Source organism: Paraburkholderia sp. WS6 (genome assembly GCF_030464835.1).
Taxonomy (GTDB): Bacteria; Pseudomonadota; Gammaproteobacteria; order Burkholderiales; family Burkholderiaceae; genus Paraburkholderia; species Paraburkholderia madseniana.
The window spans coordinates 1-9,165 of sequence record NZ_JALQCK010000089.1; the positions used below are offsets into that span (position 1 = coordinate 1).

Annotated in this window: 9 protein-coding genes; 6 read left to right on the top strand and 3 right to left on the bottom strand. The window is 58.1% G+C overall.

Annotated features, from left to right (window positions below; genetic code table 11):
- Positions 1 to 568: 568 nt before the first annotated feature.
- Entirely contained in the window at positions 569 to 784 is a 216-nt protein-coding gene (locus tag M0D64_RS44300) for a hypothetical protein (protein ID WP_308102561.1), read from the top strand.
- 824 nt (positions 785 to 1,608) lie between these two features.
- Positions 1,609 to 2,313 carry a response regulator transcription factor gene (locus M0D64_RS44305; RefSeq protein WP_266262241.1) on the top strand — a complete coding sequence of 235 codons (705 nt, stop codon included), beginning with the start codon at positions 1,609 to 1,611 and terminating at the stop codon, positions 2,311 to 2,313.
- A 44-nt stretch (positions 2,314 to 2,357) separates the two neighbouring features.
- Here the strand turns inward: M0D64_RS44305 and M0D64_RS44310 are convergent, their stop codons facing one another.
- A complete protein-coding gene (locus M0D64_RS44310) occupies positions 2,358 to 2,738 on the bottom strand; it encodes a response regulator (RefSeq protein WP_266262242.1) in 381 nt (126 codons plus the stop codon).
- A gap of 31 nt (positions 2,739 to 2,769) precedes the next feature.
- Complete coding sequence (locus M0D64_RS44315) at positions 2,770 to 3,879, bottom strand: HAMP domain-containing sensor histidine kinase (protein ID WP_266262243.1); 1,110 nt, start codon at positions 3,877 to 3,879, stop codon at positions 2,770 to 2,772.
- A gap of 776 nt (positions 3,880 to 4,655) precedes the next feature.
- Here M0D64_RS44315 and M0D64_RS44320 point away from each other — a divergent pair.
- The 4 genes from M0D64_RS44320 to M0D64_RS44330 all read left to right on the top strand — a co-directional run bounded on the left by M0D64_RS44320 (position 4,656) and on the right by M0D64_RS44330 (position 8,276).
- Entirely contained in the window at positions 4,656 to 5,009 is a 354-nt protein-coding gene (locus tag M0D64_RS44320) for a DUF4148 domain-containing protein (RefSeq protein WP_266262244.1), read from the top strand.
- Between the two features lie 234 nt (positions 5,010 to 5,243).
- Positions 5,244 to 5,501 (top strand): DUF4148 domain-containing protein, encoded by a 258-nt coding sequence (locus tag M0D64_RS45005; RefSeq protein ID WP_323135790.1) that lies wholly within the window; start codon positions 5,244 to 5,246, stop codon positions 5,499 to 5,501.
- 579 nt (positions 5,502 to 6,080) lie between these two features.
- Positions 6,081 to 6,650, top strand: a complete 570-nt coding sequence (locus tag M0D64_RS44325) for a hypothetical protein (protein WP_266262245.1) — start codon at positions 6,081 to 6,083, stop codon at positions 6,648 to 6,650.
- A gap of 582 nt (positions 6,651 to 7,232) precedes the next feature.
- A complete protein-coding gene (locus tag M0D64_RS44330; RefSeq protein ID WP_266262246.1) occupies positions 7,233 to 8,276 on the top strand; it encodes a lyase in 1,044 nt (347 codons plus the stop codon).
- Between the two features lie 130 nt (positions 8,277 to 8,406).
- Here M0D64_RS44330 and M0D64_RS44335 read toward each other — a convergent pair whose 3' ends face one another.
- Complete coding sequence (locus M0D64_RS44335; protein ID WP_266262247.1) at positions 8,407 to 8,826, bottom strand: DUF1810 domain-containing protein; 420 nt, start codon at positions 8,824 to 8,826, stop codon at positions 8,407 to 8,409.
- Positions 8,827 to 9,165 lie beyond the last annotated feature (339 nt).

The following is a 9,165-nucleotide window of genomic DNA, read 5'->3' on the forward strand; positions in this document are numbered from 1 at the left end:
GACGCCGCTACCACCTATGCGGCGAGCACAGCAATGGTAACGCTGTCTGCAACTGTTGGAGTTCAGAATTGGTGCTAGCCAGCGTTCATAGCACCGCTAGCATGTCCATTAATTATGCTAGCGTGCCTTGCATATGCTGATAAATCATTTCGAGCATCGCGCTTAACCTTGCAGCCACAGCACCGCTTTTCGCACAGGAAACGTCTCGCGGAATGTGGCCCCCGCCGAACACGACCATACGTGCTAATCAAAAATAGCTCTTTGCACAAGAGTTAAAGTTATCGTTCCTTAAACCAAATCAGAAAATACAGAAGCGCTTTCTGACTGCATGCGGCCGGTGACGATCCTGAACTCCACCCATGAAAAGTGTCTTTCGGATCGCATCGTCCGTGAGACTTGATATCCAGCACCGATGCGACGCTAGCAGAGTTACTGAACAAGCATCATCACGATTGTTGTACCGTCGCAACAGGCGTCGAATGGCGCTGATCGCACGCAACGCATTGCGCAGCAAGCCATCCCGGCGTTTTGGCCGCTAGCATTCCTGTGAACATGGCTAGTGGCATTTGTGAACACCAACAGCTGCTTTGCGCAGGCGAGCGATATCGACATCATCGTCGATACGGACGAACTCGAAAACGCCCGCTGGTTCTCGCGCCAGGAGGTTGCGGCGATGCTCGCGGGAACGCATGCGGACGGGCTGTCGACGCCCAAGCCGTTCGCCATTGCCCATCATTTGCTGCAGGCGTACGTCGAGAAGGGTGGCTCGGTATTGCTCGGCTGAGCGTCTCGCAAAAGGAGCGCTTGCAATTGCACGGAATCACCTGGTGCGCGAGGCCAGAAGCTGGATCGATCACTCCGGCGTAAGGCTTCGGTGGGGACCGATTCTCGCCGCCCCTTAATCTTATCTCGTCGGCCCGATTCGAATGACGCGCGACGACCCTATATAGCGGCCTTACGCGCTAGTGCAAGGACGACGGCCGGTTCCAAGGTACTTCGGTCATTCAACGCCGCCGGTAGCGGGCAGATGTAACGCCCTACCGAAGGATGCGGCGTTCTGCGGGAACTGGGGCACGCCAGTCCGCCCCGCGGACCAAGTGCCAGGGGCATACGTCGACGCACTTCGCGCATGTGCGGGGTACCGAACTGTCGGTACGCCGCAGACATCTCGCCGCGAGGCTGTCGGCGTGCCCCCACCACTCGCGATCGCCTTCATGCCCGCGGCTGCCGCGCAGGCCCGATTCGATCGTGCAAAGCCGCGTGCCGTCTGGGGCGCGGCACACGGTGCGAACATGGCACACCATGTGCGGTAGGTATCGCGGGTCCACAACACTCTGCAAAAGAATCAACGGACCCAAGGTCATCGGTTTTTTGCACCGCTTAACGCATAGAACTCAAATGGATCTGCTTCGATTCTACGAATAACATGCCTCCGTTGGGCGATAAAAGACGGTGGGTAGCTCAGACCGCCCGCAGGCGGAAAGCTCTCTCTCCGTCCTTCAAGGTTCTGCGGCCTCGCTCGATATGCTAAGCTGTTAAGCAATGCTCCGCACAAACGTTGCGCGTGATCGATTGCTTTTCTCAGACGTATTAAGAGGAGAAGCGACCATGAAAATCCTATGGGTCGATGACCACGAAATTCTTTGCGTTGCTCTTTCCGAATATGTCCAAACACACGCGTCGGAGCTGAGCGCAACCCCAATCGACATCACGCCCGTCTTTACGCTTGCCAGCGCGCTTGAAGAAGTCAACAAGACACCTCCCCCGGACCTGGTATTCCTGGATCTTAATCTGGATGGTGAGAACCGTGGCGCCACGACACTTGAGCATTTCCAGGCCGGAAATCCATCCAATGTTCCCGTGGTCATCTGCACAGGACTTGCTCCTGGAAACGATCATGAAGTTGAAATTTTGCGAATGTGCATGCGTGACTACGCCGCTCGAGGAATCCTGTTGAAAGGAGGCGCGCACAAAAAAATGTTCATTGGACTGAGCAGGATCTTAGGAGGTGAACTCTGGATTCCGGAAGAAGTCTTGCTCCGCTTTGCCTGCTCGACGCAAACGCCCTCAGCTAGCCGGAATCAGCATCATCTTGGGCTTTCTCCGCGAGAGTGGGACTTGGCGCGTTGCATTGCACGTGGTCTCTCAGGGAAACAGATCGCAAGAGAGCTTAGCGTCTCCGAGGGACATGTCAGACAGGTTTCTTGTGTTATTTACGACAAACTTCAAGTCAGAAACCGCGTTGAAGCTGCGCTTCGAGTCAATGCCGAGCTGGCCCTTGGAAGGGGGGCGCCAGATACGCGACTGTCGTGAAGATCTCTGCTACACCGCTCTTCATGCTCCCCCTGCCATCACTTTTAACCGCCTTCGGTCGACGTTTTTGGCTTATGTTTTGCAAGTGTGGTCAATAAGGTTTGTTCCGAAACCGGTTTCGACAAAAGCTTCATGCCGCTGACGGCTACTTTTTTGAGCACAGCTGACGAGGTGTCCCCCGACCACAGGATTGCAGGGATCGAAGCGTCCGTCACAGCGCGGACCGCCGCAATCGCAGCAACACCGTCCTCGTTTTCCAGCCGGTAGTCGGAGAGGATGAAATGCGGACCACTTGCCAACGCTTCAATGCGCAACTGCTCGATGACGTCGGATGATGATTCCCCCGCCACGACATAGCAGCCATGCTCGATCAGGCGCATCGATATTTCGATTCTCAGGTCGCTATTGTCCTCGATGATCGCCACGACCATATCGGTCAGGTCCGGGTTGTCGTTTTCAACCGCTTGAACCTCGAGNCATATCCACGACTATGCCGCGTAAAAGGGAAGTCAGCGCTACCTCCTGAATTTCCACATTCCATGTGCGGGACTCGAGGCGGCAGATATCCAGTGCCCCGTTAATCATCCCTTCCATCGCAGCCACTTGCCTTTGCGCAATCGAGACGTCTTCGACCAGGCAGGTCGATCTAATGCATCGCTCGATAAAACTTAACTTCAGGCCGAGCGTGGTGAGCGGCTGGCGCAAGTCATGGCTTATGGCAGCCATAAACTGGCTCTTTTCCAGCATTGCCGCTACTGCCTGAGCTCGCGCCTCGTCGAGAACAACCTCTTTTACACATATGAGTTGCTGATCGTTGCAGATGTACCAGGCGACGACACAATAGCCAATCAATTGAGCCGTATACCAGTCAAACTGTCCTGGCCGGTAAATAAATAGCAGTGGTGCAAGGTTAAATGCGAATGGGATAGTGCCGACCAACAGTGCACCTGAAGCCGCACGAAAACTGGGTGCGAGCAGCAGCAAGGTAAATGCCTGGCTGATCATCGTCAGTTCCACGAAGCCATATCTGGCAAATCTGAAGTAGGGGCCATGTATGAACCCGCTGATGTAGATGGGTGGTTCTAGCCCAAAGCTGGCCGCCGCCCACCAGAACGATGTGAGCATGACCAATGCAGCCCATGCCCAATGTAGCTGCTCGACCGCGCTGACGCCGGCGAGCTTCGGGAGCAGCATCGTTTTTTTCAGTAAGTATGCTGCGAAAGGAGCGGCCAGCCCCCAGAGTCCCACGATCCAGACGACACGGAACCAGGGATAGATATCCGACGATTTGGTCCAGGCTCCAACTACGAACCAGAACGGGCTTACGACCAACAGTAGCGCGATCCAATATACCGATCGGCGGGACAGCGATTGCAATAACTCGCGTTTGACGAGGAGATTCTGCTCAGCACTGAGTGCTGCAACCGGTCCCACAAAAAGATTCACAAAATCAGCGAATCTGCGGCGCTCGATTGTCTGAGTCGTTTCACCCGCGCGCAGTGATGTTCTGGCCCCGGGCTTTTCGCCCGCGTCAGAATCACGTGGTGTTTGAGTACAGGACGCCATAACAGGCCTCCGGGAATCAGGTGCAGCTACACCCCATTGTGCTAGCGGTCCGCCAGCAAGTCGATGGACAAGTGTTCTGTTTTTTGCCGAACAAAAGTTCGTGATCCAAGCAGGTGGTCCCTACCTGAGATTTGTGCCCGCTGTGCCGAGCATTGGGCGGAAGACCGTCAAAGCTGCTGAACGAGGGTAAGTATGAGGCTGAACTCTCGCGCTGCGCAGTACCAGTAACTCGCAGTTATTCTGATCAAGCACGGTTCGCCCATTGCGATATCGGGTGCCCGCTTCGTGTGTGCCGCGTCGAACTGCATCCGTAACCCGGCGTGCGCCGTACTCTCAAGAAGTCACTCTAACGAATAATCGTAAAGCGACACCGAACATTTATTCGCCCGCAAAGGAACATTTAATGCCGAACAACAAATTATCGACGTAACTACAACTGACATGGTTACACGGCGTAATAATGCAGCATAATTCGACACAAGGAGGGCGTCAATCACCGCACAATGGCTCGCGTTCTTCTCTTGCCGAATGCCTGTTACGAGTACGGCTCTATAATCGGCCGATGCGGAAAACGCAGTGCGTACCTGCGCGACGTTTCGACCTCACTTTCAGGGAGATTGACATGATCCGCAATACGCCCCCGAGTTAAGCCAGCTGAGTCGCGGACGACCCACACCCCATATCAACCACAACTTCCAGTTTGCCTGCAGAACTGACTGCAGTGTGCTATTAGATATCCTGATTGTTATGTTAGCCATAAATCAAGGAGCTCCATTATGAAAACCCTTGCATGCCTTGTTCTCGCCAGCTGTGCGCTTGCCAGCCCAGTCGTCAGCTTCGCTCAGAGCACCGCGCCCGTCACCCGTGCGCAGGTGCGTGCGGAACTGATCCGTCTCGAGCAGGCCGGCTATCACGTCGGCGACGGCGACCAGACGACGTATCCCGCGCAAATTCAGGCTGCTGAAGCGAAGATCGCTGCACAGGACAGCCAGCAGGCGGGCAACAGTGACGTTGGCGGCACGACGACCAACGGCACCTCAGCTTCCGGCAGTGCCCAGCATGTGTCGAAGCCCTCGCCATCGTCATGCGTCGGCCCCGCAAGTTACTGCAACCTTTTCTTCGGTAATTGACCGCGCGATGGCGCAAATGGGCGACGCCTCGGTAGGAGGCGTGCCGATGACGGGAACGCAAACAGGTACGCGCAGCCAGTACGAGACCCCGTGTACGATGGGGCTGTCCTGCGATATCTACCAGGTGACTGATTGGGCCCGTACGTACGGGCCGTCGCCGAGGCCGGGTCGGGATTATCCGACCCCTCCTGCGTGGTTCGAGCGACCGAACCACATTAGATGGAGTACATGGATATGAAACCGTTCAAACTGGCAGCATGTAGTGTCGCCGCTCTCGCATTCGGGTACGTTCAGGCTCAGGAGACGTCGCCTGCAACGCAGGCCACCAGTCCTGCCGCGTCTTCGACAGACTCTGTTGGCGGTGTCTCTGCCACGACCAGCGAGTCAGGCGTGTCAATGGGCAAAACGCGGGCCCAGGTCAAACAGGAACTTCAGCGTGCGCGCCAGTCGGGTGAACTTGACCGGATAAACGCGGAGTATGGCGGGCAATAACGACAGTGGTGTGCGATTCCGGGGCAGCGGTCAGCCGCCAGCCGCTGCTTCGTAACCGTCGACAAGCTTGCAATCAGCTGCTGCGGATTGTCTCTGCGTTGTCCGCATGTTCGGCGGCTGGCGTCACAACCATCGCATCTTTTTGTTACACCTGGACCGAAAGTGGCAGCCGGTTACGCTAGTGTTGGGTCTAGGTTTCGCTGCACGAAATCGGCAACGAGTGGCTCGGAGAGTCGAACCAGTATGCGTTGCCTCGTCGCCAGATCTTACGAGGGTCCGTTGTCCAGGCGGAGCCGCCGTTCGAGCGTTCGACCGTCCGGGTGAAGGCGTGGGCAAGCGTCCGTAGTTGGCCGATCACTGCCTCATGCGGTCGGCCCCCTGCGCAGATTTTGCAGCCCGGCCAATGAGGGTTTTTCCTCCTCCTGCCTTGATTTTCATTGCCTAACATTCAGCGCGGGGTTTCCGACCGCCCCAAGGGGCCCAAGCGCTCGTCTGTGGGACTGGCAGCAGGAATCGTTCCAACGGCCGCAGTACAGCGGCACCCTAGCTCAGGTTCGGCACTGGAATCTAGGAGATGATATGACATCGAAATCGTTGAAGCGGTTGTCTGGCGCGGCCTTGGCGCTGCTGGCGTTCACTGGGTCGGCTTACGCCGAGGGAGAGTGTTCGGTCGCCAAGTTGAAGGGGACGTTCGCGTTCAGTGCGCACGGAAATCTTCTCGGCATCCTCGAGCCGGTTACCGGCACACTCCATCCTCTTGCTACGCCTGCCATCATCGACGGTGTGGCTATCCAGACTTTCGATGGAGCCGGAAGCATTTCGAGAAGAACTGATTTCCTCAATACGAACGGTGCGCCGAGAGGTGGACAGACCGACTTCAATCCCAACCAGTCAGGCACCTACACGGTCAAGTCGGACTGCACGGGTACGATGCACATCAAGTATGACAGCGGGGCGGTGCTTGACGCCGAAATTGTCATCGCGGACGACAGCAGCACCATCAAGGGCATTCTGAGCAAGGAGACAGTGCCGTCTTTCAATACCACCCCGGACGGCACAACATGTACGTTCGGCTGTGCCTTGGGTGTGCAGGTGAGCCTCGACGGCAAGCGAACGGAAGGGTCGAGCGAGCGGCAACGAGACAGATAGCACTTCAGCGCCGCCTCGACGCTATCCGTTTGCGGCCGAACAAGGTGTGGAATCGGTCGCAAGCTACCGCCGCTCTCCGCGCCGCCCCAACACTTGGGGCGGATTCGCTCTGCTCCCACGCGGCGCTCAGCTAAGAGTCAGCGATTCTACTTGAAGTAGTGGACGTCTCAACTTTCCCCCTCGACCTGGTTGAAACGAACCAACGATTGACGCCGAAGGTCCGTTAACCGAATGAACGTGACGTTTGAGTGTCCGTGGGAGCGCCCACGCGACAGGCTGAAACTGGCCGAACAGGGTCTCATGATTGACAGTCGCAGCCGCCTCCCGGCCACCCCTTCGTTAAGGTGCCACTCGAGAAAGGGGAACCTATCCACATGAGCTTGGACAACCGCGTTCGGCCGTGATTTGAGCCATGGCCATCGACATCATCCTCCCTTCGATGTTGACCTTCGCCACCGTGAACATGAATTGCCACCGGGGCCGGCGAGGCGAATGAGTCGGCGCAGCGACGGCTACAGATAAGTGCAACAATAAAAAACCGTCAGCGCCCTTTGAAACTCATCCAGTGACACGGAGGCGAACATGTTGGCGATCGCGAGGAAACGGGTTGTGGCAACGGTGAACAAAATTCTCGAAACAGAGCTGGCACCGTGGTTTGCGTCGGCTCTCGCGAGCGCTGCGCTCACCATCGGCTCGGCGCAGGCGCAGCCGCCGTCGTTCGAGACCTTCGCCGTCCCGACCGGAAGTGCGCCGCATGACGTCGCGCCGTCGCCGGACGGCGCCGTGTGGTACACCGCACAGGCGCTGGGCGCGGTCGGACGGCTGGACCCGCGTAGCGGCAGGATCGACAAGATTGCGCTCGGCACCGGATCGGCGCCGCACGGCGTGATCGTGGGTCCCGATCGCGCGGCGTGGGTGACTGACGGCGGCCAGAACGCGATTGTGCGCATCGATCCGAAGACCCTCGCCGTCACGCGTTTTCCGCTGCCGAAGGAGCGGCCAGACGCCAATCTGAACACCGCCGTGTTCGACAAACAAGGATATCTGTGGTTTACCGGGCAAAGCGGCATCTATGGCGAACTGGATCCGCAGCGCGCCCGCATGCGAGTCTTCGATGCGCCGCGCGGGCGCGGGCCCTACGGCATCTGCGTGACCCCGGGCGGTAGCCTGTATTTCGCGTCACTGGCGGGGAGTTATCTCGGTCGCATCGATCCTGGGAGTGGGGCGGCGCAGGTCATCGAGCCGCCAACGTCGAAGCAGGGCGCGCGCCGCGTATGGTCCGATTCGAAGGGGCACGTCTGGGTCAGCGAGTGGAACGCAGGAAAAGTCGGCGTATTCGATCCCGTGACGCATCAATGGCGCGAATGGCGATTGCCCGGCGACGATCCGCACGCGTACGCAATATTTGTAGACGACCAGGATATCGTCTGGCTCAGTGAATGGAGCGCCAACGCGCTAGTGCGCTTTGACCCGCGTGACGAGCGGTTCGACGTGTTTCCGCTGCCGCGCCCGCACGCGAACGTACGTGAGATGATGGGCCGCCCGGGCGAAGTCTGGCTGTCCGAATCCGGCACCGATCATCTGCTGCTCTACCGGTCCCGCGCAGCCGATGCGAGCGGGAATTGACGACTCACTGTGCCGACAGTGAAATTCCGAAGTCCGCTCCGCCACGCGCGTGGATAGCGTCAAGCAGGAAGTCCGACCGGACGTAGTCATTGTCGCCGCCCACGCGCGCTAGTCCAGCGCAAAAAACGGCCTAGAGCAGCTGCAGAGTTTGCGGATCGGCTTCACCACCGAAATACTTGCGCAGCGCTTCCACAAATACATCGTTGTCGCTCGTGGCGCGCGCGAACAGGCTGATCGACGATCGAAACTTCAGGTAATCTGGATATCCGAAAATTTCCTCGATGGAATGCTCTTCGACGAGGTTGACCAGTCGCGTCGATTCGCGCAGCCGTGGGCCGAGTAACGGGTGGCGCAGATAGGCTTCGGCCTCGGCCAACGACGAGATCGCGAACCGCCGCGCCATTGCGCTTGCCCCGAGGCCCTGGATTTGCGGAAACACGAACCACATCCAGTGGCTTCGCTTACGTCCATCCGTCAATTCATCGCATACCTGTGCGAACACTGGATCCTGGGCGTCGACAAAGCGCTGAAGGTCATATGGATCGTCCATTTCGTATTTCCTTGATACCGGCGTGGAAATCCAACCGTGAACCCGATTCTCGCACCTGTTTTCCACCTCGACCGCCGCCCGCCGCAGCAATTACCTGCTACCCAATGCGGCATCGAGAGTTGCGCTTTTAACGATAGCGCATCGGCGGCCTTCGCGCTCCCCCACCGTCGGCAGCGCGGTGCGGCCGGCTGAGTTCGACCCACAACTGCCGGTCGCGCTGTCTGGGGTTCAACGGCGGTTAACTGAGTGGTCCGGTCATCCAAGCCAGCTCGCCGGGGGCAGCGGTTCTTGAGGTTTGTTCGACGCCTGCCCATGTCCGCGGGCTCGGGGGCGCGCGAC

Excerpts from the sequence above, each read along its gene's own strand:
- M0D64_RS44305 (WP_266262241.1), top strand. The coding sequence starts at position 1,609 with ATGAAAATCCTATGGGTCGATGACCACGAAATTCTTTGCGTTGCTCTT.
- M0D64_RS44320 (WP_266262244.1), top strand. The coding sequence starts at position 4,656 with ATGAAAACCCTTGCATGCCTTGTTCTCGCCAGCTGTGCGCTTGCCAGC.
- M0D64_RS45005 (WP_323135790.1), top strand. The coding sequence starts at position 5,244 with ATGAAACCGTTCAAACTGGCAGCATGTAGTGTCGCCGCTCTCGCATTC.
- M0D64_RS44325 (WP_266262245.1), top strand. The coding sequence starts at position 6,081 with ATGACATCGAAATCGTTGAAGCGGTTGTCTGGCGCGGCCTTGGCGCTG.
- M0D64_RS44330 (WP_266262246.1), top strand. The coding sequence starts at position 7,233 with ATGTTGGCGATCGCGAGGAAACGGGTTGTGGCAACGGTGAACAAAATT.
- M0D64_RS44335 (WP_266262247.1), bottom strand. The coding sequence starts at position 8,826 with ATGGACGATCCATATGACCTTCAGCGCTTTGTCGACGCCCAGGATCCA.